The organism is Pseudoalteromonas sp. Ps84H-4, assembly GCF_024124645.1.
GTDB lineage: Bacteria > Pseudomonadota > Gammaproteobacteria > Enterobacterales > Alteromonadaceae > Pseudoalteromonas > Pseudoalteromonas lipolytica_C.
Genome location: NZ_JAMXSK010000009.1, coordinates 92,697 through 117,875, shown reverse-complemented (window position 1 = coordinate 117,875; position 25,179 = coordinate 92,697). Strand labels below are relative to the sequence as shown.

At 39.4% G+C, this 25,179-nt stretch carries 20 protein-coding genes; 10 read left to right on the top strand and 10 right to left on the bottom strand.

Going from position 1 to position 25,179, the window contains the following annotated elements:
- Positions 1-6: 6 nt before the first annotated feature.
- Complete coding sequence (locus NH454_RS10195; protein WP_199526886.1) at positions 7-1,017, top strand: ABC transporter ATP-binding protein; 1,011 nt, start codon at positions 7-9, stop codon at positions 1,015-1,017.
- Between the two features lie 313 nt (positions 1,018-1,330).
- Here the strand turns inward: NH454_RS10195 and NH454_RS10190 are convergent, their stop codons facing one another.
- Both NH454_RS10190 and NH454_RS10185 read right to left on the bottom strand, forming a co-directional pair.
- Positions 1,331-4,453: a TonB-dependent receptor gene (locus NH454_RS10190; protein WP_253038963.1), complete on the bottom strand. Its 3,123-nt coding sequence runs from the start codon at positions 4,451-4,453 to the stop codon at positions 1,331-1,333.
- A gap of 34 nt (positions 4,454-4,487) precedes the next feature.
- The gene (locus tag NH454_RS10185) at positions 4,488-5,351 is read right to left on the bottom strand and encodes a S1/P1 nuclease (protein ID WP_199526884.1); all 864 of its coding nucleotides are present in this window, start codon (positions 5,349-5,351) and stop codon (positions 4,488-4,490) included.
- 219 nt (positions 5,352-5,570) lie between these two features.
- Here NH454_RS10185 and NH454_RS10180 point away from each other — a divergent pair, with 219 nt between their 5' ends.
- A complete protein-coding gene (locus NH454_RS10180; protein WP_138556555.1) occupies positions 5,571-6,476 on the top strand; it encodes a hypothetical protein in 906 nt (301 codons plus the stop codon).
- Positions 6,477-6,582: 106 nt separating this feature from the next.
- Entirely contained in the window at positions 6,583-7,410 is an 828-nt protein-coding gene (locus NH454_RS10175; RefSeq protein ID WP_253038962.1) for a hypothetical protein, read from the top strand.
- A 47-nt stretch (positions 7,411-7,457) separates the two neighbouring features.
- On the opposite strand, the gene ushA is transcribed toward NH454_RS10175, so the two are convergent.
- Positions 7,458-9,062: a bifunctional UDP-sugar hydrolase/5'-nucleotidase UshA gene (gene ushA, locus NH454_RS10170; RefSeq protein ID WP_253038961.1), complete on the bottom strand. Its 1,605-nt coding sequence runs from the start codon at positions 9,060-9,062 to the stop codon at positions 7,458-7,460.
- A gap of 74 nt (positions 9,063-9,136) precedes the next feature.
- On the bottom strand, positions 9,137-9,334 hold the full coding sequence (locus NH454_RS10165) for a hypothetical protein (protein ID WP_135926585.1): 198 nt from the start codon (positions 9,332-9,334) through the stop codon (positions 9,137-9,139).
- Positions 9,335-9,580: 246 nt separating this feature from the next.
- Here NH454_RS10165 and NH454_RS10160 point away from each other — a divergent pair, with 246 nt between their 5' ends.
- Positions 9,581-10,318, top strand: coding sequence for a peptidylprolyl isomerase (locus tag NH454_RS10160; RefSeq protein ID WP_135926586.1), 738 nt, complete (start codon positions 9,581-9,583; stop codon positions 10,316-10,318).
- A gap of 50 nt (positions 10,319-10,368) precedes the next feature.
- Here NH454_RS10160 and NH454_RS10155 read toward each other — a convergent pair whose 3' ends face one another.
- Entirely contained in the window at positions 10,369-10,782 is a 414-nt protein-coding gene (locus NH454_RS10155) for an MAPEG family protein (protein ID WP_138556552.1), read from the bottom strand.
- 166 nt (positions 10,783-10,948) lie between these two features.
- Here NH454_RS10155 and NH454_RS10150 point away from each other — a divergent pair, with 166 nt between their 5' ends.
- The gene (locus NH454_RS10150; RefSeq protein ID WP_253038960.1) at positions 10,949-13,834 is read left to right on the top strand and encodes an insulinase family protein; all 2,886 of its coding nucleotides are present in this window, start codon (positions 10,949-10,951) and stop codon (positions 13,832-13,834) included.
- Positions 13,835-13,883: 49 nt separating this feature from the next.
- On the opposite strand, the gene NH454_RS10145 is transcribed toward NH454_RS10150, so the two are convergent.
- Positions 13,884-15,266, bottom strand: a complete 1,383-nt coding sequence (locus NH454_RS10145; RefSeq protein ID WP_253038959.1) for a Na+/H+ antiporter NhaC family protein — start codon at positions 15,264-15,266, stop codon at positions 13,884-13,886.
- Positions 15,267-15,553: 287 nt separating this feature from the next.
- Here NH454_RS10145 and NH454_RS10140 point away from each other — a divergent pair, with 287 nt between their 5' ends.
- Positions 15,554-15,958 carry an NUDIX domain-containing protein gene (locus NH454_RS10140; RefSeq protein WP_235381940.1) on the top strand — a complete coding sequence of 135 codons (405 nt, stop codon included), beginning with the start codon at positions 15,554-15,556 and terminating at the stop codon, positions 15,956-15,958.
- 3 nt (positions 15,959-15,961) lie between these two features.
- Complete coding sequence (locus tag NH454_RS10135; RefSeq protein WP_253038958.1) at positions 15,962-16,453, top strand: GNAT family N-acetyltransferase; 492 nt, start codon at positions 15,962-15,964, stop codon at positions 16,451-16,453.
- Here the strand turns inward: NH454_RS10135 and NH454_RS10130 are convergent.
- The 3 genes from NH454_RS10130 to NH454_RS10120 are packed head-to-tail and all read right to left on the bottom strand — an operon-like array spanning position 16,436 to position 19,937.
- Positions 16,436-17,047, bottom strand: a complete 612-nt coding sequence (locus NH454_RS10130; RefSeq protein ID WP_138556547.1) for a PqiC family protein — start codon at positions 17,045-17,047, stop codon at positions 16,436-16,438. The genes NH454_RS10135 and NH454_RS10130 overlap by 18 nt on opposite strands.
- Positions 17,047-18,702, bottom strand: coding sequence for an intermembrane transport protein PqiB (gene pqiB / locus NH454_RS10125; protein WP_135926593.1), 1,656 nt, complete (start codon positions 18,700-18,702; stop codon positions 17,047-17,049). Before pqiB ends, NH454_RS10130 begins: the two co-directional genes overlap by 1 nt.
- Positions 18,699-19,937, bottom strand: a complete 1,239-nt coding sequence (locus NH454_RS10120) for a paraquat-inducible protein A (protein WP_253038957.1) — start codon at positions 19,935-19,937, stop codon at positions 18,699-18,701. Before NH454_RS10120 ends, pqiB begins: the two co-directional genes overlap by 4 nt.
- A 139-nt stretch (positions 19,938-20,076) precedes the next feature.
- On the opposite strand from NH454_RS10120, the gene NH454_RS10115 reads away from it, so the two are divergent.
- Positions 20,077-20,850 carry a transporter substrate-binding domain-containing protein gene (locus NH454_RS10115; RefSeq protein WP_253038956.1) on the top strand — a complete coding sequence of 258 codons (774 nt, stop codon included), beginning with the start codon at positions 20,077-20,079 and terminating at the stop codon, positions 20,848-20,850.
- Here NH454_RS10115 and NH454_RS10110 read toward each other — a convergent pair.
- On the bottom strand, positions 20,839-21,639 hold the full coding sequence (locus tag NH454_RS10110; RefSeq protein WP_135926595.1) for a thioesterase family protein: 801 nt from the start codon (positions 21,637-21,639) through the stop codon (positions 20,839-20,841). The two genes, NH454_RS10115 and NH454_RS10110, sit on opposite strands and share 12 nt — an antisense overlap.
- Before the next feature lie 239 nt (positions 21,640-21,878).
- On the opposite strand from NH454_RS10110, the gene dnaK reads away from it, so the two are divergent.
- Together dnaK and dnaJ are read left to right on the top strand one after the other, a co-directional pair.
- Complete coding sequence (dnaK, locus tag NH454_RS10105; protein ID WP_253038954.1) at positions 21,879-23,798, top strand: molecular chaperone DnaK; 1,920 nt, start codon at positions 21,879-21,881, stop codon at positions 23,796-23,798.
- A 183-nt stretch (positions 23,799-23,981) separates the two neighbouring features.
- Positions 23,982-25,118: a molecular chaperone DnaJ gene (dnaJ, locus tag NH454_RS10100; RefSeq protein WP_135926597.1), complete on the top strand. Its 1,137-nt coding sequence runs from the start codon at positions 23,982-23,984 to the stop codon at positions 25,116-25,118.
- Positions 25,119-25,179 lie beyond the last annotated feature (61 nt).

Genomic DNA, 25,179 nt, shown 5'->3' with positions numbered 1-25,179 from the left:
AGTTTAATGCTATCAGTTAGTAAGCTGTCTATCGATTATGGTAGCAATCGTGTGGTAAGTGAACTTAACTTATCACTTGGGGAAAGTGAGATCCTCATGCTAGTTGGTCCAACTGGCTGTGGTAAAAGTACAATTTTACAAGCGTTAGCTGGGCTTATTCCTATTAGCGAAGGCGAAATAAATTTAGGTTCATGGCGAGCTACGCCAAAACTAAAAGTTCCCCCGGAAAAACGTAAAGTAGGAATGGTGTTTCAAGATTTTGCCCTTTTTCCACATTTAACTGTTGAACAGAATATTTGCTTTAGACTTAACGATACTTCTAAAGCCGATCATTGGATAAAGCTACTAGGTCTTGAAGCATTTCGAAATAAAAAGCCGGCAACCTTATCTGGTGGTCAAAAGCAGCGTGTCGCACTCGCTCGAACTCTTGCTCATGAACCAGACTTTGTTTTACTTGATGAACCATTATCTAACCTAGATGCAGCTCTAAAAGATACTCTTCGATGGGATATTAGAAATGCATTAAAGGCTGCAGGTGTTCCCGCTATTTGGGTGACCCATGACCAAGAGGAAGCCTTATCTGTCGGTGACCGTGTTGGGGTGCTTAAAGAGGGGATAATTCAGCAAATTGATACTCCTGAGCGTTGCTTTAGCTTGCCAAGTAATCGTTTTGTGGCACGCTTTTTAGGTGAGGCAAGTTTCATTGCCGGTAATTGTGTAGGTGATACAGCCACAACAGATATAGGCAATGCACCAGCAATCAAAATAGATCATGATGCAGCAAAGGTTGATGTATTGTTGCGCCCTGATGATGTTCATCTAATTAATAATGCTAATACAAATAACGGTGAAGTGACCTGGGTACGTTATGAGGGTGGCAGCCGATTATGCGCTGTTAAACTTGCATGCGATACTGTGGTGACAAGCCGTGTGAGCCATGAGGTGATAGTGCGCCCGGGTGATGCTGTGCATGTTTCAATCAATACAACCCATCCACTTGCGGTTTACGCAGCTTAAATAAAACTTTGTGTGCAGGTCAAATTGGCCTGCATTTTCATATCAGGGTAGTTCGGGCATTAGTCCGTGATCATTCAAGTTTAAAGATTTGTCGCCATAAATGACGACTTACATAACAATGCTGGATCGCTTTTAACATCAGCCCCCAGCCATCAAACGCGACATAAAATCGCTGCTACTAGTAACTTTCTAACTTTACTATTGTTCCTTGCTAACTTTCCCCTAGTAACCTGTAACTCGCTCACTTTCTTCCAAACGTAAAAAGCCCGCCAGTAGGGGCGGGCTTTTGTTTTATAACAAGGTTAACTCGTTATTAGAATGTGTAACGTACACCTACACGCATTTCCCAAACTGATGCGCTGCTTTGTGTTGCAGTTTTACCATTGTTAGGGTTGAAGTTTGAATATACGTAACGACCTTGGTCATCAAGGTCTACAGTTACCATGCTGTTACCAACAAAGCTACCTTTCTTAAGTACGCCCCAGTCATCGTTTAACATGTTTGTTAAGTTATCGATAACGAAGAACACTTCACCTTTGTGACCAGGCATGAAACCAGGTAACTCTTGAGTCATCTTGAAGTTAACTTTAGTGAACCAATCTGCATTTTGACGGTTACGACCAGAGATTTGACCGCGTTCAAGGCCTTGAGCAGAAATCCATTGGTTAAACTCAGTTACTTCTTCAGGTGTCATGTTGTAAACAACGTTCGGGTCATTCACTTCAGGGATATACATTAACTGACGACTACCGTTTGAGTTGTTATCACCCCAAACATCATTGTCTCTATCATCAAACGTGTAGCTGTAAGGTAGACCTTTGTATGTTTCGCTGAATAGGTTGAAACGTGTGTTGTATCCATCAAACAACTCAGTTGTGTAACCTAATGTCATAGTAAAGCGATGTGGGATCTCGTAATCAGATGTGTGTGCACCCGGGTTAGTCGGATCGTATGTCGCTAAGTTACCATAGTTTGAGCTCGCTACCGAGCTTGTCATAGGGTTAACATCTGTTGAGTCAGTGTAAGCGTAAGCTAGTTGTAAGCTAATGCCGTTATCAAAGCGTTTGCTCATCGCAGCAGAGATAACATGCGACTCACCGCTGTCGCCACTTACATTAGTAAGTAATAAGTCACCGCGACGACCTTCTTTAGACTCAAGAATTGGACGACCATCAAACGTTGTTTCACCAGAATCTTGTAACGCGATATCTTCTAGGAATGCAGCATCTTTACGTTTAGTGAATAAGTAATCTAGTGAGAATACGTACTCATCTTCAGTTGTGTATGTTGCACCCACTGAGTATTTCCACTCTGATGGCATTTCGAAATCAGGGTCAACAGCGTTTACAGATGAATCACCTGAACCAATAACTGTGTTTGCAACTTCATCATACATATCTTGTGGAACTTCGTAACCTGGCGTACCACCGTTAACGTTTGGCGTATTGAATAAATCGATACCGCCCGAACGGTAAGCACTGATATTAGTAATACCATCGTTAGAGTATGAGTTAGATAACCATACGTTCGGGTTACCACCAGAGAATAAGCCAACACCAGCGCGTACTTCTAATGCATCCGTTGCGTACCATTCAAAACCAACACGTGGTTGAATTAAATCGATACCATCGAATGTTGCTTGGTTGCTGAAACCGTAGCGATTAGTAAAGTTTTCATTGTAGTTTGGTTTGTCGTCACTTGTGTATTTGTCGTAACGAAGACCAAATGTTAATGTTGCATCTAAATCTGTGAAGCTGTACTCATCTTGTACATAGAAAGTGTGTTGTGCGTATGAGAAGTTAGCAGCTGCGTCAGTTGGGTTGTTTGTACCCGCTGCATTGTTATAGTAGATACGGTCTGCTAAACCTGCTTCAAAATCATTAACTGATTTAAAACGCCACTCACCTTGCGTATGCTGAACGAATTGGTTGAATACGTCTAATTCTTCAAACTCATATCCAGCAGTAATTGTGTGTTGATCAAGGTAATAAGTACCTGCAATTTTTGCTGTTACTGTTTCGTAGCTAAGAGCATTGGATTGACGAGAGTCATCTGGGCCAATATAGATTGTACCACCATCAGCAGTACGAATTTGCATCTCACCGAAGCTACTTGCCGCATCTAAAGAACGTACAGTTTGGTCAAGCTCAGATTTACCTAGACGAACCTCAGTTGAAAATTCATCAGACCAATCTGAGTAAAGTGAACCAATGATTGATGTAAATTCAGCACTTTGCTTGAAGAAGTGATTATCTAAAGTAACAGTGTTGCTGTAAGCATCCGATTGAGACAGTGTAAAACCATCATTGTAGTTATAGATTAAGTTTGCACGGTGATCGTCGTTGATGTTCCAGTCTAACTTAACTAAGATTTTTTCATCTTCAACTGGTGCGCTTGATGGCATTCCACCTGCGTCATAACCGTAAACGTCTTGAGCAATTTGCTGTACACGAGCAACATCTGCCGCTGAAACACTACCAGTGTCTAAACCGCCGTAGTTGTACTGTTTAACACCTTCAAGTTTTTCGTAAGATGTGAATAAGAAAAGGCTATCTTTAATAAGTGGTAAGCCAACGTTGAAGCCATAACGTTTTTCAGTGTAATCACCGTTGTCGTAGTCTTCACCTTCGATTTTGTCGCCTTTCATTGAATCATTTGTGTAATCGAAGAACATACCACCGTGTACTTCGTTACCACCAGATTTAGTAACTGCGTTAATGTTACACGATGTGAAACCACCGTATTGAACATCAAAAGGCGCTAGTTCTACGGCAACCTGCTCGATTGAATCGAAAGAGAAAGGAGCACGAATTGTCGGGTAACCGTTTGAGCTTAGACCGAAGTTATCGTTCATACGAACGCCGTCTAGCGTTAAGCTGTTGAAACGTGGGTTACCACCACCACAGTTGATTGAACCGCGGCTATCATCGATTGTTACACGTGGGTCAATACGAACGATGTCACGTAAGTCACGGTTGATGGCTGGTTGGTTTTCTAAATCTTCAAGTGTGAAAGTCGCAGCAGGACCTGTGCCACCAGACATACGGCTGATAGGACGACCTGTAACAACGATTTGTTCGATGTCTGATTGCGGCTCTAACGTAACATTAACAGGGTAGTCAGCACCAACTTGTAGGTTAATGTTGTTGAAAGTTTGATCTGCAAATACGTCAGAATCTACAACAACGCGGTAAGGACCACCTACGCGTAGGCCTTTAGCTGTGAAGTAACCCGCATCGTTCGTTTCAGTTTCTTTAGTTGAACCTGAAGGTAAGTGAACGATAGTAATCTTAGTGCCAGCAGCAGGGTTGCCGCTAGGACCTTTGATTTGACCCTTGATAGCAGATGTTGTTTCATTTGCTAACGCTGCACCACTCACACCAACACATGCTGCAATAGCAAGTGATAGAGCTGTTTTGCGGAGTTGGATTTTCATTATGTTATTTCCCGTGTTAGAGGTTATGTTTCATTTATAGTTTGCTGTCAGTTGGCATCTTAAGTGCCTTTACTAACGGTTTTGCTGATTTATCAAATAAACTATTTAATAAACCGGCCAATCTTATCCCGCCTTGCTGTAGGCGAGTTTTAACAATTGGTAAGTTTTTATAGATATAACTATAACTTACGTTTGTTTCATTTTCTTTATAGATTGAATTTGCAATATTATGTGATTCGATTAACCAATCGCTTGGTGAACTGGTAAGGTAGTCCATTATCAACGCTTGATTTGTTGTATTTATAAATTGCGCAAATTCAGTATAGGACAAATTTTCATTTTCAATGAGTTTTGAGTCCCACAGGCTATGTAAATTGGTATCTTGCCCGAAGAATGTGACAGAAATATTGTTGCCGCCACGATCTTCACTGCGACCTGCATGGAATGGTTGGTGACTATCACCAACAAGATGAACTAAAAAGCGTAAAGCAAACTGTTTTTCTGCAAGTGATGCTTTTTGGTTTTGTAAAACTGAAATTGAATATTCCATCCCTTCAAGGATGTCAGACACTGTGTCTTTATTGTGGTGGGCATGAGAGTCGAAATGGGGATCAGCATCACCCTCTTTGAAATTGATGTAATGCCAGCGAGATGACTTTTTTTGCCAAAATTGCTCAGGGGCAGAGCGCATTTCATCGGCCCAAGTGGCAATTTGAGGGAGTGACTCGCCATCAAGTAAAGGAATTAATGCTTGCCTCGTGGTGTCAGTAATATGCTTAGATGCAATTTCACCAACAATACGATGACCATTTTGTCCCCATGCATTAGCCGGAGTACTTAACACCGCTGAAATAACAGGTGTCGATAACAGCAACATCTTTATTGTTTTTTGTAACATTGACTCAGTGTCCAAAAATGAATGTGCCCTGAAGCACGATTACTTGGTGCTAATTCTCCTGAATTTTAAAACAAATAGAAAGGACTCAATAAGATTCATAATTTCTTGTTCATATATGTTTAAAAACAATGAGTTATTTATTTCAGGTAAAATTACCTGTTGTAATAAGTAAGAATAATTGTTCAAATAGAGGCAAGGGTGCGTTGTTGGCTATAAAAATTGAATTTAAGAACAATACTAATAAAAAAATCTTTGATTGTTACATTTTTGTTTCTGTCGTTTGGCTTGTTTTGTTTTGTGGGAATTTTACAAGCAAATAAGCCTATATCTGATATCGATACGTTTATTGAAACTTCTTTTCAATGTGATACTAAATCAGAGGTTAATCTTAATGAACTTGTCGTATATTCATCTGGTAAACGGCTAGCTGAAGATGTCGCGTTTTCATTATGTCAAGACGACACTATCAGTAAGCAATATGGCAAGGTTACCTCTTATTGGGGTTACAAGACATCTGATACAGTTGAGTTTTTGGGTAAAGGATTAGCCGATTTGATCCTCGCAAAAGAAAACTTAATTAACGCTTTTATGGCAGAATCAACTTACAACTATAAAGCCGTTGTTGGTTTTCCTGATTACACCGCCTACTTTATTTCAAGCAAAGAAAAGCCGCGGCTAGATAAAAGTTATTTTCTTGACAAACGAATTGGCCTTTTAGATTACCCTACAAGCCGTTCTGGTCATATTTTGCCAAAACAGTTGTTCAAAAAGTTAGATATAAATTTAGAGAACTTAGACATTACCTATGCTGGCTCTCATTCAGAGCTGAGAGAATTACTAGCAAGCGGTAAAGTTGATCTAATTTCTTCTTATTGGCAAGACATAGACCAGCAACGTTTTTCAATCAATTATATTACTCCCATCAGTGACAACATTAGTGGCAGCCGTTGGTACCTTAAAATGCAAGATGAAAACACAGATCTTCTCTGTGCTGTTCAAAAACGTTTAATTGATTTAGCGCATGACCAAAATTCTCATTATTTCAATCACGTTCAATCATTCTTTAACTGTAAAACGCAACACTCGATGCGAATTAATGCTGAGGTAAACAATGCTACCAATTAGAGTAAAGCTAATTTATGGTTGTTTATTCTTCGTTATTTGTCTGGTCTTATTTGGTAGCTATATTCTTGCAAAAGCGGTTAAGTCAACAGAGAATAATCAATTAAGCTTGGCAAATATAGAGAAGCGAATCGCCTTAGATTTAACCCATTTAAACCTCCCTGATGACTTTTTAAAGCATTCTGGTAGTAAAGAGGCTGTTATTGACTACCTTGCTAAGCTTAATTCGCAGCTCAAAGAAACCCCGATTTTTGTTTATTCCATCGAAGGAATTACAGAGTTTCCAGCAAGAGCAGATCTGATTGAAAAGCAACTTCAAACACCACAAAAAGTTTTTACTATTAGTTTTGTTATTAATAACAATATTTTAAATAAAAATGATATTGCAGTATTTATTTTGGTATGTTTGTTTTCACTTGCGATTAGTTATTTACTCTTCTTAAGCGAACGCACAAAATTACAAGTTGCAAAACAACTTCCCGAACCTGAACCGAATAGTAAAACAAAACCTATTTTGATTGTCGATCTTCAAAATAAAACATTGGCAGGGAATTGTAGCCCTGATAAACCTGTTGCATTAGCCAATAAGCCGTTATGTTTTTATTTGGCTTTGGTTGAGTTTTGTACTGAAAATCCTGATGTAGTGCTCAATCAGAATAAGGATGTTCCTGAAGAGTTACTTACACTCGCTAATAAGTATTTTTACCGGTTAGTTGAATTAGGTCATACAGTTCGGAAAAGACCAAATTTTACCAATAGTTTAGAAAAAACCTTGAGTGAAATCCGCGCTGCGCTTGATGACGTTTGGCAAGATCAACCAGAAGTTAAAGATGTTTATTACCCACCGAAAGCGCATGGTGAAGGTTCACGTTCACGTTTACATCATTATGGATTAAAGAACATAACGTTAGAAGATATTGAAGTGATAGGTAAGTAAAACTAAAAAAGGGAAGTCATTGACTTCCCTTTTTACTTTTAATTTGTTTATTTAGGCGCGAAATCGGCCGCTTTAACAGGACTATTTTGCTCAAAGAAACGTTTTAATGCCTGTGCGTCAGTATCATCTGTACTGACAAAGCCTTCTTTGTTTGTAAGAGTAGGGTAGCCATCACCACCTGAGGCGTTGTAGCTGTTAATACTCATACGATATGTTTTCGTCATATCAAGTGGTTTACCAGCAATTTTAACATCAGATAATGTGTCGTTTTCACGCTTAAAGCTTAATTTATAATATTGCAAGTAAGCACCTGAATCAGGTGGGAAAGAAGTCACAACAGATAGGTAATCAAATAATGCCTTCCCGGTCATATCAATATAGGTGATACGGTTTTTAAAAGGGTGAACTTTTAAAATGTCTTTATAGCTCACATCGCCAGCTTGAATGCTATCACGAATACCACCGCCACTTATTATACCAAAATCAGCACCAACAGATTGCATTTGTGCAGCAATTATTACCCGTGCTAGGTTTACTTGCTCGTAACGAACTTTGTTACGGTCACCCTCTAGCTTTTCATCAACTGCACCAATCTTTCCAGCAATTTGCGCTGCACCTTTTGCTTGATACACAGCAAGTACATCTTGTAAGTTTTTGTTTGGTTCGATGTAATCAGCTGCCAACTTTTTATTGCCGTTTTCATCATTGATATAAAGATTTACCGGAATAAGCGCGTAATTAAGTAGTGTTAGTTGACCATTTTCTAATTTGAATTCAGCTTTACCAACATATTTACCCCACTCGTGTGCTTGCATGATCCAAGTACCATTTTGTTGGTCTGGCTTACACTCTTTGCCTGGTATAAAACTCTCATCTGCGACGTTGGCCTCTTTCATACAGACCGGTTCTTGTGAATGCCCACCAACAATTATGTCAAGTGTACCCTTTGGTAGGTTACGAGCCATTGTTACATCACCCGGTGCATTAATACCAAAGTTTGCATCAACATAATGGCCCATGTGTGTAACTGCAATAGTGATATCAGGGTTGTATTGTTTATCGATTTCAGGAGCTAGCTTTGCTGTAACTGCTGTTGGGTCTTTAAACTCAAGGTTGCCAATATATTGAGGGTTACCTATTTTAGCTGTATCTGTGGTTGTTAAACCGATTACAGCTATTTTTAGGCCATTCTTCTCAAAGATCTTATATCCTTGATAACGTGTCTTGCCAGTTGCCTTATCTATAATATTGGCAGATAAAAATGGGAAGTTAGACCATTTTTGTTGTTGATCAAGTACTGCCAGTGGGTTATCAAATTCATGATTACCTATAGCCATGGCATCATAACCAATGATAGACATACCTTTAAAATCAGGCTCTGCATGTTGTAAGTCAGACTCAGGAATACCTGTATTGATGTCGCCACCTGAGAGTAATAATACTGCATGACCTTTTGCTTTAGCATCAGCTCTTAATTGATCAATTAAGGTCTTACGAGCTGCCATACCATACTCACCTTGCTCATTGTGCCAAAAGCGACCATGGTTGTCGTTTGTATGGAGTAATGTGAGGTATTGTACTGAATCAGTGTGAGTAGAAGAGCTGCAAGCCGCTAAGGTAAGCAGTAAAAAAGAAGATAAAAAAAAGCGCATAATTGTTTGCCTGTTAAAAGCAGTAGTTAATTAAGCGCTTAGTTTAAACGACTTATATTTAAATTAAATGTCTTTTATAGATTTTTATTGCTATTTTCGGTATTCAATTGTCCAGTTGCAGCGAGTTGCCTACGAATTAACTCTTGTTCTGCATAATGTGATTTTTGATGGTTATTACCAACCATCCAATTTAAGAAGCTCGCTGGTAATTTACTATACGGCTCACCTTGGTGTAAGCCAAAATCGCATATTGCGTTTTCTTCATTCGCCATGGTTTATTCCTGTGTGTTCTTTGTTGTCATGCAAATACTAACAAACTCAGTCTATTTGATAAGACGATTTTGATTTAAGATTTATATTTTTTATAACCATAATGAATACGCGGTGTAAATAAATGTAACTAACTTGTAATTGATATGGCGCGTTTTGTGTAACTATTTTGTTTGCTATTTAAGCGCCTAGCGTTTTTGTTTAGTCTTGCTGCAGTTTTAGAATAAAAATATCAGGAAAGATAAAAAATGAAAAAATATTTAATTGCCTCTGTGCTTTGTGCAGCAAGCTACAGCGCCAACTCAACTATCATTGAAATGCAAACTAACCAAGGCACGATTACAGTTAATCTATTTGATCAACACACCCCAATAACAGTAGAAAACTTTTTAAATTATGTAGAAGAGGGTACTTATAATAGTAGTGTCATTCATCGCTCTGTAGAGAATTTTGTTTTACAAGGCGGAGGATTTAAATTTGATTCTGATTTTAAAGCTATTGAAACAAATGATGCGATAAAAAATGAGCCTAAACTATCTAATGTGAAAGGCACCATTGCGATGGCTAAGCAAGGTGGTAATGCAAATAGTGCAACTAGCCAATGGTTTTTCAATTTAAAAGACAATAGTGCTAATTTAGATCTTCAAAATGGTGGTTTTACTGTGTTCGGCCAAATTACAGCTGAAAGCCAAATGGTGTTAGATAAAATCACTGAACTCACACACTGTGGTGATATTCCTGTTGTTGGTTTAAATAACGATCAATGTCCAACAGATACCTCAGGCTTTAATGGTGAGAATTTGGTAACTATTAATAGTGTGGTAATTCTTGACGATGATCCGAACTCTTCTCAATTATTAAAACCAAAAGAAAACACGCTGATCAAACAAGATAAGCCTTCAGGTGATTTAGACAGTGGCTCAGGTGGTAGTATGGCGTGGATGCTGTCTTTACTAGCTTTGTTTGGCTTTTGTCGTCGTAAATAATTCTTTGATAAGGCGCTTAAAAGCGCCTTATTTCTTAGTATTACTGAGTATTAAAAGATTGTTATTAATATCAGTACCCACATAATCAGCATAATAAAGCTACTGATAACAAAGCTATAATATCTAGCCTTTAACGTATTAGAGGTTAAATGTATAAAGCTATGGATTATACGCAAAACGACATAAGCCCAAGCAAAGCCAACAAAAACAGTACCTACAGCATTTAGTTGTAGTGCTGTTAAACACGCAATAAAAAACAGTACAGGCATTTCGAACTGATTTATAAAGTTACGATCTGCAAGACGCACGTGCGAACCTGCCTTTTCTAAATCCATTGTAAGAAAGTCTTTCATTTCTATGGTTTTTTTCTTAGCCGCGCTAAAGCGGCGCTTGCCCATAATGTACATTACTATGAATGTAAGTAATACCTGAGTAAACATCGCTACGATTAGCCACTTTTCCATAACTCATCCTTTTATATTGTAATTATTATGATTATTAGCCTTTTGCATTGCTTTTTCACAATGTGTTACAAACTTTTAGTGTTAGTCTGTTAAAAAGCATTGAATTGCGGCTGATGAAAACTCATCATAAATAAAAATTGATTCAATATCTAATGGATACATAATAATGAAAAAAATAATGGGCCTTAGTGCAATCGCATTTGCTGTATTAGCTGGGTGTTCTTCAACATCTACTATGACTTCATCTACAGCTAATAGCAGCCTTATACCTGATTCTTTGGTTGTCAGTCCAAATGATGCCCGAGAATATAAAACACTAAAACTAGATAATGAGATTGATGTTATTTTAATCTCAGATCCGAGTGTAGAAAAGTCAGCAGCTGCACTTAGTGTTGGTGTCGGTTTACTACACGACCCTATGTCGCAACAAGGTATGGCACATTATCTAGAACATATGCTTTTCCTAGGTACAGACCGCTATCCTGATACCAAAGGTTATAGTGATTTTATGACCAAAAACGGTGGTGCGCACAACGCTTACACTTGGTTAGATATCACTAATTATATGTTTAAAGTAAATAACGATGCCTATGATGAAGCATTAGACCGTTTTTCTGACTTTTTTAAAGCACCTAAGCTTTACCCTGAATACACTGATAAAGAAAAAAATGCGGTTAATGCTGAATGGTCAATGCGCCGTGAAATGGACTTTTTTGGACAATTTAAATTAGCACGCAAGATGATGGGAGACCATCCTGCAAACCGTTTCTTAATTGGTAACCTAGAAACGCTAGGTGATAAAGAAGGCAGTGATTTACATAAAGAAACGGTTGCTTTTTATAATAAATACTATTCATCTAATATCATGAAAGTGGCGATGATTTCTAACCGTCCGCTAGCTGAAATGGAAGCAAAAGCTAAACAGTATTTTGCAGATATCGAAAATAAACATATCGAAAAACCAACAGTAACAGATAAACTTGATTTTGATAAAGCCGGTGGCAAACGTGTTTACTATTCACCAAATGAAGACGTAAAACAATTACAACTTGAATTTACAATCACCGATAACAGTTCACAGTTTGCAGTTAAACCTAATCGCTTTGTGTCTTACTTGTTAAGTAATGAAATGCAAGGCAGCCCGGCACAAATATTACGCGATAAAGGCTGGGTATCACGTTTATCTGCTTCTGATGCACCTACACAATATGGTAACTACGGCAGCTTAACAGTAAGTATTGAACTAACTGACGCAGGCATGCAAAACCGTGAAGAAATTGTTGCTATGGTAATGCAGTATATTGCGTTAATTAAAGAGCAGGGTGTTGATAGCAAGTATTTTAATGAAATTCGTACTTCGTTAAACAATGAGTTTCAATTTCTTGAAAAAGGTGATGAGTTTGGCTACGTAAGTAACCTTACTGATAGTATGCAAAAGTTCCCAGTGAACAACGCAATTAATGCACCATATTATTATGCAAAGTTTGATGCTGACGCTGTCCAAAACGTGCTTTCACAGTTAAACGAAGAGACGCTACGTATTTGGTATATTTCAAAGCAAGAAGAGACAGACTCGCAGCTACATTTTTACGATGGTGAATACCGTATTGAAGATATCAGCGACGAAGAAGTTGCAAGCTGGAATAAACCAAGCGAATATGCTTTAGCTTTACCTACTGTAAACTGCTTACTGCCAAAAAGTTTTGCTATTAAGACCGCTGAATTTAAACAGCAAGCACATCCTAAACTGGTCTTTGATAAGCAAGGTGTCAAAGTTTGGCGCCAAGCAAGTCAGGAATTTGCTGAGCAACCTAAAGGGCTTGTTGAAGTTTACATTAACACACCTGATGCATTAGTTGATGTAAAAGCACAGGTGCTTTACTCAATTTGGGCTGATCTGTATAACTTAGAGCAAAGTAAATTAAGCACTGAAGCGGCTGTAGCAGGTATGAGTTTGGGGTTACAGCCAAGCAATGGTCTTATATTATCACTGAGTGGTTTTACTGATAAGCAGGACGTATTATTGGCTCAGGCGCTTGAAAATCTGACTTTAAATGTATCAGAAGATGGTTTTGCACAAGCGATTGACCGTTATAAGCGTGATTTACTAAATCAACAAAAGCAATTTCCTTTCTATCAAGCATTTGGTGAATATTCTAAGCTAACACGAAGTGGTAAATTTGATACCGAAACCTTAATTGCGGCGGCAGATACGCTAACCCTTGCTGATTTTACTGCTATTAAGCAATCAACTCTTGCTGCAAATGATTTACGTGTATTCACGTTTGGTAACTACAACCAAAATGATGTTGAATCTATTGCTAATAAGCTAACAGCTATATTACCTAAGGCTCATAAATCTACTGAGTTTGCTCGCAGCAAAGCCTGGTTGCCACAAATAGGTGAACGTATTGTATTGCAAAAGGATATTGATGTAGCTGATGTAGCGATTATCGATATGGTTGTTCATCCAACACCGGGTTATAAGCAAAAGGCTCAAGCGCAAGTGTTACAAAGCCACTTCAGAACGATTGCTTTTGATAAGCTTCGTACCGAAGAGCAGCTTGCTTATGCTGTTGGTGCGTTAGCCCGTCCGATTGAAGATTACTCTGCACTAGGTCTTTATATCCAAACACCAGTTAAAGGCCCTAAAGAAATGCAAGAACGCTTTGATGAGTTTAAAAAGCAATACGCAGTAGAGCTTGATAACATGACAGAAGAAACATTTTCACAACTTAAAAATGCAACGCTGGTATCTTTAAAAGAGCAACCTAAGAATCTAAGTGATGAAATGTCACCACTTATCACAGATTGGTATCGTGAAAACTTTAACTTTGACTCTAAAGAAAAGCTTATTGCTGAAGTTGAAAAAGTAACCTTGGCTGATTTGAAAGATTATTACAAGAAAACCATGCTGAACAGTGAAGCACCACGCTTGAACATTCAAATGCGTGGTAGCAAGTTCGCTGATAAGCCATTTGCAGACCTTAAAAACCAAACAAAAGTTGAAAACTTAGAAACTTATTACAAAGGAATTAAATTCCAAAAGTAACTTATTAGTTGATAAACAAAAGCCCAAGCAATTGCTTGGGCTTTTTAATTTAGGCGATGAGCAAAAACCCTATAAATGCAGCGGTTGCCGCCAGTAAGGTGTAAGGTAATTGAGTAACCGCATGGCTGACTAAGTCGCACCCTGAGCCTTGTGCAGCAAGTACTGTGGAGTCAGAATAAAAGCATGCTTGACTACCAAACGATGACGCCGACAACAAAGCACCAATTACAAGAGGAATGTTGGCATCAATTGCATAAGCCAGTGGCATCACAATTGGAATAGTTACTGCGAAAATCCCCCAGCTAGAACCCGTTGCAAAAGCAAGTACTGCCATTGCTAAAAACACCACGGCAGGTAGGTACTGTGCTGTCATATAAGGGCTTAAAGTATTAATGACATATTGCGGAAGCATTAATTGGTCACACACATCTTTAAATATAAAGGCCGCAACGACAGTTCCAATTGCTGGGATCATACTTTTAAAACCATCTAACATACGCTCCACTAGTTCTGACAATGTCATTAGTTTTTGCAACATATAAAACGGTAACACCACAGCAAAGGTTGCAAGCAATCCTTTATATACGTCAATGTCGAAATAAACAGTAAACGCAACAAGTAAAATAATCGGCACTAAAAAGTTATAGAGTTTGCCATTGGATGCTGCTGTTTCAAAGTTCTCTTCTGCGGCTTTAACAGCGTATTCATCCGCTGTTTGTACATCGGTGTATTGGCTATTTGAGATCTCGATTTGATTATTCATTGCACGTAGTTGTGCCTTTTTCATCGGCCCAAAAGCAGGGATCACATTTAAGCTGACAAGCAATACAACAAGTACGGCAAACCATGCGTACAGCATATAAGGGATTGCTTCGATGTATACGGCAATACCTTGGCCTTCTGCTGCAACATTATTATCGACTAATAGGCCACCAAAAAATACCGCCCATGTAGAGAGTGGTACAAGCACACAGATAGGTGCGGCAGTTGAGTCAACAACATAAGCTAGCATTTCGCGGCTAATTTTAAACTTATCGGTGATACGCTTCATGGTTTCACCAACCGTTAATGCATTGAGATAATCATCGATAAAAATAATCACACCTAACACAAAGGTCATTAGCAAAGATGAACGTTGACCTTTGGCAAACTTCAACGCTAATTCAGCAAATGCACTTGCTCCACCGGTTCTTACCAATAAGGCAATCAAGGCACCAAACCCGCCACAGACTAAAATTAGCCAGGCAATGGTTTCATCCTGCATCACTTTTAACGATATATCAGTAAAGTTTGACAGTATAGCTGTTGGCCCAAGCATGGCTAAACCAAACAAAGCTCCAACAAGTAAAGATAAAATAGGGCGGCGTAAAAACACGGCCAAAACAACCACCAATACTGGCGGCAGTAAACTTAACGCAGAAGGTTCTTGCATTATATTTTTCACACAGTTAAGCAATGCGAGATTGCTTACAGAAATCCGAAGTCTATCGACTCAAGTAACTGCTTTACGCGAACACACTTTTATGGACCCAGTAGGGAAAGTGCCTGCGTTGGCTGGCGCCAGACAGTATAGAGGGTATACTGCTTTTGTTTTGCCCAAAACATCGAAAGAAAAATAATCTTGAATATAAATTTAGTCAATAAGAATTTTTATTGCGATGATAATTATTTTACACTCTTCAACGGTGTTACTTTTTTAATTCAATTAAGCAAGGGTTTATGGCATTTTCAGATACATACAGACTCAGTAGTCACGCGGTTATAACTAACAACCAAGGTCAAGTGCTATTACTTAAAGCTAATTATGGTCAAAAAAGTTGGGGGTTACCTGGCGGGGCTTTAGATAAAGGCGAAACAATTCACCAAGCGTTACTTCGCGAATGCCAAGAAGAGCTTAATTGTGAGGTAGATATCGCTTATTTAAGTGGTGTTTATTATCACACTGCATTTAATTCTCATGCGTTTATTTTTCGAGCACATCTGCCTAATGATGCCCAGATAGTGTTGAGTAATGAGCATACTGAGTATGCTTATTTCGCTATTGACGAGCTCTCAGCAGTGCAAAAAGAGCGTGTTTTAGATTGTCTTAATTTTACCAATGATGTGGTAAGTAAGGTATTTTAATATATGACAGATATATATTTACGTGCTGGCCTGCCTGATGATGCGGCATTTATTGTTGAGCTTTTAAACCAAGCAACATTTTTAGAGCATATCGGAAATAAAAATATAAATACACCAGCACAAGCAGAGCATTATATTCAACAAACCTTTATAAATAGCCACCAGCAATATGGCTTTGGTAGTTATATTGTCTGTTTAGCTGAAGGTACACCGGTTGGTATGGTGGGGCTGTTTCAGCGTGATGCATTAGCTATTCCTGATTTAGGGTTCGCGTTGTTAGCCAAATATGAAGGCAAGGGTATTATTACATCGGCAGCTAGGTTGTTGATGGCCAAAAAACACGTATTAGATCTTGGAGTGCTTGCAGCAATAACCTCGCAAACAAATATTGGCTCGCAAAAGGTACTACAAAAACTAGGCTTTGAGTTTATAGGCGATGTCATCATTAACGATGACAATCAGCCACTTAAACTCTTATTAAATAGCAAGCTTTGACACTTCGTTTGCAACTTGTTTGTTAACCTTTAGCCAAGTTGACTCAAGTGTGGCTACAAGTCCCTCGTAATCACTTGCTTGTAAAGGTGTAAGCTCATTGAAGTAATTGACCGCCTTCAACTTTCTGCCAGATTCAGGAGTTGTATAGTACAAGCGCCAAAGCCCTGCAATGTTGGCATTACCTTGCTCATCACCGTTAAAGTGATGTAGCTCATACTCTAATTCATAAAAGCTTTGCTGGTCTAAATCGGTTATTACAGGTAAGCCTTTTATTACCATCCAATTAGCAAGCTCAGTGTAAAGTTGTTGATGAGCACTGGCAGTTAACATCAAATCAGGAGATTCACTCCATAAATGATAGTTAGCAGCATTCACTCTGTTGTTATCAAGCACCATGGCGATACCACGATTATTTAGCGCACCACGTAACTTTACTGTGTTAATTCTGAGCTGAGCTTGGGTATTCTCCGCTAAGCGTTGCATTGCCACTATCGGCTGCGAAAATTGATAATACTCAATGGTTGAGAATGAAGTTTGACTACAGGCCGAAAGTAACAGCACTGATGCAATTGAAGCACAGAGTTTAAAGTTCATTATTGTTTCCTCGGCGTTGGATCAGCAGGTAGCTCTTTATCAAAGATCAACATATTCGGTTGCTGGTTTAAACCACGTGTAAGTGGCTGTAGCTCTTCACTTAAACGTTTAAATTCAGACAAGGTTGTTTGTAATTGCTCATGGAATGTTGATCCTTGTTCGTAACTTGCCATAGTTTTTTCAAATTGCTTCATTGTCTTATCGAACTGTTGCATGCTTTTGGTCATCTCAGCAAAGTTGCGATTAATATCACCCGGTAAGTCTTGAGTATCTTGTTTATTAAGCAATTCACGCATGTCATGTGCAAGTGCTTGGTATTCTGCAAAGGTCGTTTGCATTTGTGCCAAACTGTCTTCGATTTTGAGATTATTGACTTTATTTAATACATCAGAGACTTGATCAGCAATGACGGTAATTCCACTTGAAACACTCGGGAATACTGTATAGTCAGCAATAGTTGTTAATTCTGCAGGTTCAGCATTATCATAAATGTCCAAGTCCACATACACTGCACCTGTTAATAAGTTTCCTGGCTTTAATGAGGCTCTTAAACCACTTTTAATCCAGCCATCTAAACTTGACTGCCAGAACTCTCTGGCTGCAACATTATCATGGTAGAGTCTTCCATACTCAATTTTAATCAGCGCTGGCACTGCAGTGTTATCGACTCTAAAGTGGGCTGGTTTGCCATTTATAATGACATTTGCAGGTGCTTCAACAACAGTACCGATGCGCATCCCTCGATATTCAACTGGCGCACCAGGACGTAATCCACGAATTGATTGTTCAAAGTCAATTAGATAATAATCAAAGTCATAAAATCGCTCTTCAAGAGCAGCTTTGTAGCTATTACTTAGTGAGAAGCTATGGCCATTTGTGGCAATTTCCCCTGGTTTCTGTTGCTCAGGAATACCAACAGAAATCCCTCCTTTAAGTAACTTACTCAAAGAGCCCGTATTGACATTAATACCATCGGCAGACAAATCAATTTGTATACCTGAGTTAACCCAAAAGATAGAATTAAGCGTGATCAGGTTTTGATAAGGCTCATTAATGAAAATACCATATTTCATGGCTTGATTTTTCCAATCAAAAGTAGCCGTTTCTATTTGCCCTATTTTGTAATCCTTAAAATAGATACCTGTACTCACATCGAGCACTTCAGCGTTATAGCCATGGAGGATAAAGCGACCTCCTTTTACATCATTGGCAATTAGCGCAGGTTCATCTTGTAGTTCAAATCGCTCGGATGTTTCTTTACTTTCGCCTGGAGCAAACTCCAGATAAACACCCGACAATAGGGTACTCATCCCACTAATACCGGTATCATCAATGCGAGGTTTAACAACCCAAATTTTCGCATCATCCGTTAAAAGGTCTTCATAGTGTTTATCTATTTGTGCTCGTGCAATTACACTATCTTGTTCATCTGAGAGTCTTACATGGTCAATTTGACCGATTTTTACACTGCGTACCTTTATTTCTGTTTTGCCTGCGATAATACCTTCAGCATGGGGCATTTTGATAAAGATTGTTGTACCTTTATTTGCTTGGTATTGATACAGCATCCATGCGCCGATGAATAAAGCGATTACAGGAATAATCCAGATTGCCGATATGTTTGGCGCTGTTTTTATATTTGCTTTTTCGCTCATGCCAAGGTCTCTTGTTTTACTTTATTTAAGTTATTAGGGGAATCCCACAATAAACGTGGATCAAATGCATGGGCTGCCAGCATCTGGCAAATCACCATTGTTGTAAAGAATATAGTACCTATACCAGGCGTTACTGACATCAAATTTCCTAACTGTACTAAGGCTACTAAAATTGCCACAACAAATACATCGATCATTGACCATTTTCCAATAAATTCAGTTAATTGATAAATTCGTGTGTAGCTTTTGGTTTGTCTGTTTGCGGGCTGCATCACCATAAAGCATAAAAAACTCAAAATGAGAGCTTTTGCAAGTGGTACGACAACACTCGCTAAAAAGATGATCATTGCGATAGGATAAGAACCACTATTCCACAAGATCATCACCCCACCAATTATGGTTGAGGGGGTTTCATCACCTAGGCTAGTGGTGTACATGATTGGGTAAATATTTGCAGGTATATAGCAGGCAACGGAAGTGATCAGCCATGCTGCCGCTTTTTGTACACTAAAAGGGTTACGAGAGTATGTTTTTGATTCACACCGAGAACAGATTTCACTGTCGCATAGTTGACCACATACATGACAAGCCCTAAGGCCTTGGTCGATTGCACGAGTATTCGGCTTGATTTGCTCTATAAAAACAGGCTCTTTGAGTTGATACCATAGATTTTGTTTATTGAGCTTAGCAGTAGTGGCAATATAACTAATAACAAATGCGCCATAAGCCCAAAAGCTCACACCAAATTCAATGTCAGCCATCGACATTATTTTTACCATACTGACCATGACACCAATTAAAAATATTTCTGACATAATCCAAGGCTGCAGTGCAAATGTTGTTTTTAAGAGCCTTTTCCCCCATTGATAAGGGAGTATCTTAAGTAACCCTAAATGTAATGGGATTATCAGCACAAGCAGTAACATAGGTAAACCTATGATGCTGATATCTATGAATAATCCTAAAAAGTCATTGTCGTAGTTAAACAGAATACGTGCCGCATCAGGTAAGGTTATAGTTTGGGTGATGCCACTGCTTGAAAAAGATAAAAACGGGTAAAACATGCTACTTAACAGCATTAAGATCGCACTTAAGCTCAGCGCTACGACAGCACTATCTTGATTTGCTTGCGAAGAAGACAGTTTGGTTTTGCAATGAGGACAAACCGCTACTTGTTTCGCACTTAAATATGGGATCTCAACGACAAGGTCGCAGCTAGGACAGGCTGTTTGCAAACTTAGGGTCTCATAAACAAGAACTTAGTTTAGTTTGCATCAATAACTCGATAAATTCAAATGCACCCTTTCCTAAAATAGGCTAGAATTTACGCAAAGGCGCATAGATTAGCTATGCAACTGTCTATTAAGGTGTGTAGTGAAACATTTTTTTATCCTTTTGTTGTTTGTAAGTTGTAAGGGGCTATGTTTATCAGATCAAGCTGGAGAAGACCCTATTGTTGTTGCAGCCAGTTCTTATCTCCCTCCTTATGTTATTAAAGATAACGACAGTGGTATTCAATTAGAAATATTAAAAGCAGCGTTTAAATCTCAAGGGATCAGTAACATTGTTGTGCAATACATGCCAAACAAGCGTGTAGAGCAGCAGTTGCTGCAAGGAAAAGTTGATATAGCTTTAAATTTCGCTTCTGGAGCGAGTACTAATATTTACCAAAGTGAACCTCTATTACGCTATCAAAATGTAGCGATAAGTTTGGCTGAACAAAATTTAAAAATAGACAGTATTTATGATTTAGCTGGTAAAAGTGTGCTGGGTTTTCAAAATGCGACCAATTTTATTGAAGCACCTTTCAAATCAGTGACACGTATACTTCGTTCTTATGATGAGGTAGTAAACCAAGAGGCACAAGTTGACCATTTAATGAAGGGATGGGTTGACGTTATCATTCTCGAAAGACGTGTTTTTTTATATTATCTTGAACAATATAAGCAGACAGCCGAAATAAAACCTTTCGTTGTGCATCCAATATTTAATGAAGCACCTCGACCTGCATTTTTCAATAGTGAAGTTTTAAAGGATACCTTTAACACAGGTCTAGGCCAAATTGTAGAATCTGGCGAATATCAAGCGATAATTCGCCTTGATGGCACTGAATATGCGCAAATAAGCAGCCATGAATTACGCAAATAAAGCAACAGTTTGGCGGCTTAGTGCGATGAGCTTGCCATCATCACTCCAAATACAGCCATCTTCAAGACCGTAACCATCTTTACTATGATGTGTAACAGCTTCATAGCCAATCCAAGCATCATCAGCGATGTTTGGCTCTTCAACAAACTCGATATACCACGACATGCTACTGGCTGGGGCTGGCTGTTTATACATTTGTAATAGGGTAGGCGGCCATGCATCCGTAAGGGCAATGATATGCGCTTCGCTCATGTGTTCTGGTTTATGTTTAAATTTCATCCAGCCGCCTAAATGTGATGTGTCAGCGCCAGAAAATGGCATATTTCCGTCTTGTAAGCATAGTGCGACGTGCTGGAAAAATGCCGGCATTAAACCTTCTTTATAAGGCAGAGTAAAACGTTCGTCTACTGGTTTAAGCTGCATGCTTTTTGACACATCTACGCGTACTGCTGATTCTCTATTAGCGCCAAAACAGGCTTGTGTGATAACACAAACATCGCCATTTTGAATTACTTTAGCAAGTACTTGCGCACTGTTTTTACCTTCGCGCAAAACTTCAACATCAATTGAAAAGTCGCAGTCAGCGATTAACGGGCCAACAAAGTTAGTGCTTAAAGATAGTAAACGACGAGAATTGTCGATATGTTGACGAATTGCTTGATATAATAAAGCTGCTGATAAACCACCAAACGCAGTGCGACCTTGGCACCAGTTTTCTGGAAACTGCATTACTTTTGTTTTGTCTTTGCCAAGTTCTGTTGCCATGGCGAGTAATTGATCAAAATGCATAATTTTCCTTAACATTTATTGCTATGGACAAGGTTATAGCACAGCTAAAGTCATCAGACCAGTTTGTTTGTATTACTATAAGTGTTAAAAAACCCCTCTTTTTGAGGAAAAAATACCCATTTGGAAAATATTTCAAAAAAAAGTAAATTTTTTTCATTTTTACAGTTGAATTCAGTTTCCTGCACCCCTATTTACTAGTCATCGAACGTTTTAACGAATTTTGAAGTTGGAGAAGATTCATGGGTAGAATTATTGGAATCGATTTAGGTACTACTAACTCTTGTGTAGCAGTACTAGACGGTGATAAAGCACGCGTTATCGAAAACGCGGAAGGCGATCGCACAACACCATCGATCATTGCATACACGCAAGACGGTGAAACATTAGTTGGTCAACCTGCAAAACGCCAAGCAGTAACTAACCCAACTAACACATTATTTGCCATCAAGCGTCTAATTGGTCGTCGTTTTGAAGACGAAGAAGTACAACGCGATATCGGTATCATGCCTTTTAAAATTGTAAAAGCTGATAACGGTGATGCATGGGTTGAAGCGCGTGGCGAAAAACGTGCTGCACCACAAATTTCAGCAGAAGTGCTGAAGAAAATGAAAAAAACAGCAGAAGACTTCTTAGGTGAGCCAGTAACAGAAGCAGTAATCACAGTACCTGCTTATTTCAATGACTCACAACGTCAAGCTACTAAAGATGCTGGTCGTATTGCTGGTCTTGAAGTTAAACGTATCATCAATGAGCCAACAGCCGCTGCACTTGCATACGGTATGGACAAAAACAAAGGTGAAAACGTTGTTGCTGTTTACGACTTAGGTGGTGGTACTTTCGATATCTCTATCATCGAGATTGACGAAGTAGAAGGCGAGCACACGTTTGAAGTTCTTGCAACTAACGGTGACACTCACTTAGGTGGTGAAGACTTCGATAACCGTGTTATCAACTACTTAGTTGAAGAGTTCAAGAAAGATCAAGGTATCGACCTTAAGAACGACCCACTTGCAATGCAACGTGTTAAAGAAGCTGCTGAAAAAGCGAAGATTGAACTGTCTTCTGCACAGCAAACAGAAGTTAACTTACCGTACGTGACTGCTGACGCAACTGGTCCTAAGCACATGAACGTTAAAGTTACTCGTGCAAAACTTGAGTCTCTTGTTGAAGACTTAGTAACTAAGTCAATCGAGCCACTTAAGCGTGCACTAGCTGATGCTGATTTATCAGTAAGCGACGTAAATGACATCATCCTTGTTGGTGGTCAAACTCGTATGCCTCTAGTACAAAAAACAGTTGCTGAGTTCTTTGGTAAAGAGCCACGTAAAGATGTTAACCCAGATGAAGCCGTTGCCGTAGGTGCAGCGATTCAAGGTGGTGTACTAGCTGGTGACGTTAAAGACGTACTACTACTTGACGTATCTCCGTTATCACTAGGTATCGAGACTATGGGTCAAGTAATGACAGCACTAATTGAGAAAAACACGACGATTCCTACTAAGAAATCGCAAGTATTCTCAACAGCTGAAGACAACCAATCAGCGGTAACGATTCACGTACTACAAGGTGAGCGTAAGCGTGCAAGCGATAACAAATCTCTAGGTCAATTTAACCTAGAAGGTATCCGCCCTGCGCAACGTGGTACACCTCAAATCGAAGTAACATTCGACGTAGACGCGGACGGTATCTTACACGTATCTGCTAAAGATAAAGATACAGGTAAAGAGCAGAAGATCACGATTCAAGCTTCTTCAGGTCTAAGTGATGAAGAAGTAGAAAAAATGGTTCGTGATGCTGAAGCACACGCTGAAGAAGATAAAAAATTCGAAGAGCTAGTAGCTACTCGTAACCAAGCTGATGCAATGGTTCACGGTACACGTAAGCAAATCGAAGAAGCGGGTGATGCATTACCAGCAGAAGATAAAGAAGCAATCGAAGCTGCGCTTACAGAGCTAGAAGCGGCGATTAAGAGTGATAACAAAGAAGAGATTGAAGCGAAAACACAAGCTCTTGCTGAAAAATCACAAAAGCTAATGGAAATTGCGCAAGCGAAAGCACAACAGCAAGGTAGTGCTGATGCAGGTGCACAGCAATCTTCTGCAAAACAAGACGACGATGTTGTTGATGCAGAGTTCGAAGAAGTGAAAGACGACAAGTAATTGCTCGTTTCGCTTCTGCCTAACGCGATAATGGCTGCTTTGTTTAGCCAATTAAGTTAGGATGAAATGATTGAGGCGCGCCAGCGATTTCGCTTGACGCGCCTTTTGCATGTATATGAACGGTAAAGTCGTTCGACTTACCTTACGCAGTGTAACTGCAGTAAAAAGAGTAGTGTGATAGATATGTCAAAAAGCGATTATTATGAAGTTCTCGGCGTGAGCAAAGATGCCAGCGAACGAGACATAAAAAAAGCGTATAAGCGCTTAGCGATGAAATATCATCCAGACCGTACCGCAGGTGATAAAGACCTTGAAACTAAATTCAAGGAAGTAAAAGATGCCTATGAAGTACTAACTGATCCACAAAAACGTCAGATGTATGATCAATACGGCCATGCAGCCTTTGAACAAGGTGGTGGTGGTCATGGCGGTGGCTTCGGCGGCGGTCATGGTGATTTTGGCGATATTTTTGGTGATGTGTTTGGAGATATCTTTGGTGGCGGTGGTCGTCGACAATCGCGCCAACAACGTGGGTCTGACTTACGTTACAACATGGACTTAAGCCTGGAAGAGGCGGTTCGTGGTAAAGATGTTGAAATTAAAGTGCCAACCTGGGTTAGCTGTAAACCATGTGACGGTAGCGGTGCAAAAGCGGGCTCTAAGCCAAAAACCTGTACTACGTGTCACGGTGCTGGCCAAGTACAAATGCGCCAAGGTTTCTTCGCGGTTCAGCAAACATGTCCTACGTGTCAGGGCACCGGTCAAATTATTTCTGACCCATGTGACAGCTGTCATGGCCAAGGTCGCGTAGAAAAAACGAAGACCTTATCAGTTAAGATCCCAGCAGGCGTTGATACAGGTGACCGTATTCGCTTATCAGGTGAAGGTGAAGCTGGGATGCATGGCGCACCGGCAGGTGACTTATATGTACAAGTGTCAGTACGTGAGCACCCAATCTTCCAACGTGATGGTAACAATCTGTACTGTGAAGTACCTATTGGCTTTACAACAGCTGCACTGGGTGGCGAAATTGAAGTACCAACTTTGGATGGTCGCGCAAAACTGAAGATCCCTTCAGAAAGCCAAACAGGAAAAATGTTCCGTATGCGTGGTAAAGGCGTTAAGTCTGTTCGTAGCGGCGCACAAGGCGACTTAATCTGTAAAGTGGTTATTGAAACACCGGTGAACTTAAATGACCGTCAACGTGAATTGCTTGAAGAGCTTGAGCAAAGCATGGGTAAAGATGGCTCTAAAAACCGTCCAAAAGAAAAAGGTTTCTTTGACGGTGTGAAGAAATTCTTCGATGATCTAACTAAGTAACTCCTAGTTAAGTAACTTGAGTTAGATAGTAAAAAGGCGCTAATCAGCGCCTTTTTTTACG

Coding starts and splice junctions, on each gene's coding strand:
- NH454_RS10195 (WP_199526886.1), top strand. CDS start 7: ATGCTATCAGTTAGTAAGCTGTCTATCGATTATGGTAGCAATCGTGTG.
- NH454_RS10190 (WP_253038963.1), bottom strand. CDS start 4,453: ATGAAAATCCAACTCCGCAAAACAGCTCTATCACTTGCTATTGCAGCA.
- NH454_RS10185 (WP_199526884.1), bottom strand. CDS start 5,351: ATGTTACAAAAAACAATAAAGATGTTGCTGTTATCGACACCTGTTATT.
- ushA (WP_253038961.1), bottom strand. CDS start 9,062: ATGCGCTTTTTTTTATCTTCTTTTTTACTGCTTACCTTAGCGGCTTGC.
- NH454_RS10165 (WP_135926585.1), bottom strand. CDS start 9,334: ATGGCGAATGAAGAAAACGCAATATGCGATTTTGGCTTACACCAAGGT.
- NH454_RS10160 (WP_135926586.1), top strand. CDS start 9,581: ATGAAAAAATATTTAATTGCCTCTGTGCTTTGTGCAGCAAGCTACAGC.
- NH454_RS10155 (WP_138556552.1), bottom strand. CDS start 10,782: ATGGAAAAGTGGCTAATCGTAGCGATGTTTACTCAGGTATTACTTACA.
- NH454_RS10150 (WP_253038960.1), top strand. CDS start 10,949: ATGAAAAAAATAATGGGCCTTAGTGCAATCGCATTTGCTGTATTAGCT.
- NH454_RS10145 (WP_253038959.1), bottom strand. CDS start 15,266: ATGCAAGAACCTTCTGCGTTAAGTTTACTGCCGCCAGTATTGGTGGTT.
- NH454_RS10140 (WP_235381940.1), top strand. CDS start 15,554: ATGGCATTTTCAGATACATACAGACTCAGTAGTCACGCGGTTATAACT.
- NH454_RS10135 (WP_253038958.1), top strand. CDS start 15,962: ATGACAGATATATATTTACGTGCTGGCCTGCCTGATGATGCGGCATTT.
- NH454_RS10130 (WP_138556547.1), bottom strand. CDS start 17,047: ATGAACTTTAAACTCTGTGCTTCAATTGCATCAGTGCTGTTACTTTCG.
- pqiB (WP_135926593.1), bottom strand. CDS start 18,702: ATGAGCGAAAAAGCAAATATAAAAACAGCGCCAAACATATCGGCAATC.
- NH454_RS10110 (WP_135926595.1), bottom strand. CDS start 21,639: ATGCATTTTGATCAATTACTCGCCATGGCAACAGAACTTGGCAAAGAC.
- dnaK (WP_253038954.1), top strand. CDS start 21,879: ATGGGTAGAATTATTGGAATCGATTTAGGTACTACTAACTCTTGTGTA.
- dnaJ (WP_135926597.1), top strand. CDS start 23,982: ATGTCAAAAAGCGATTATTATGAAGTTCTCGGCGTGAGCAAAGATGCC.